1 protein-coding gene is annotated in these 649 nt (G+C 50.1%); it reads left to right on the top strand.

Going from position 1 to position 649, the window contains the following annotated elements:
- Positions 1-12 precede the first annotated feature (12 nt).
- Positions 13-649 (top strand): NADP-dependent oxidoreductase (locus tag R7Q11_RS27010; protein WP_225467091.1); only part of this gene is annotated, 637 nt, incomplete at its 3' end.

Here is a 649-nt window from a genome sequence, read left to right as displayed (position 1 = left end):
AGGGAGTGAATTATGGAACATAAACAGATTGTTATCACTGAGTTTGGCGACGCCAATGTTCTGGCGATTCAAAGCGCTGAAACTCCGATCCCTAAGTCTGGCGAAGTGTTGGTCAAGGTGCATTATGCTGGCGTGAATCCTATCGATGTCAAAACACGAGCGGGACTTGGCTGGGCTGCTTCCCAGAATAAAGACAAACTGCCTTGGGTGCCAGGTTACGATATTTCTGGGAAAGTCGCCTCTTGTGGTACTAAGACTTCTCGCTTTGCTGTGGGAGATGAAGTGGCCGGTTTTATTGGCTTTCCTCTCCAAGGTGGTGGTTATAGCCAATATGTTTGTGTTCCGGAGTCGGAGCTAAGTCACGTGCCAAGTTCGGTCACGCTAGAAGCGGCGGCGGTTTTACCATTGGCAGGGCAAACCGCTGCCCAAGCATTAAGCAAAGCGAATGTCAGCGAATGCGATAGAGTATTAATTCTCGCAGGAGCGGGTGGCGTCGGGCACTTAGCGGTGCAGATTGCCGTGGCGACAAAAGCCGAAGTATTTACCACCTGCAGTGAACGAAATTTAGATTACCTCGCCACACTTGGCGCTCATGCAGTGAACTATCAATTTGCACCAGTGTCAGAACGTGTTGAAGGCGTTGATGTTC

This window comes from Vibrio sp. 970, assembly GCF_033339075.1.
Note: the sequence above shows the minus strand (reverse complement) of the source record. Positions and strands in the feature narration are given on the sequence as shown.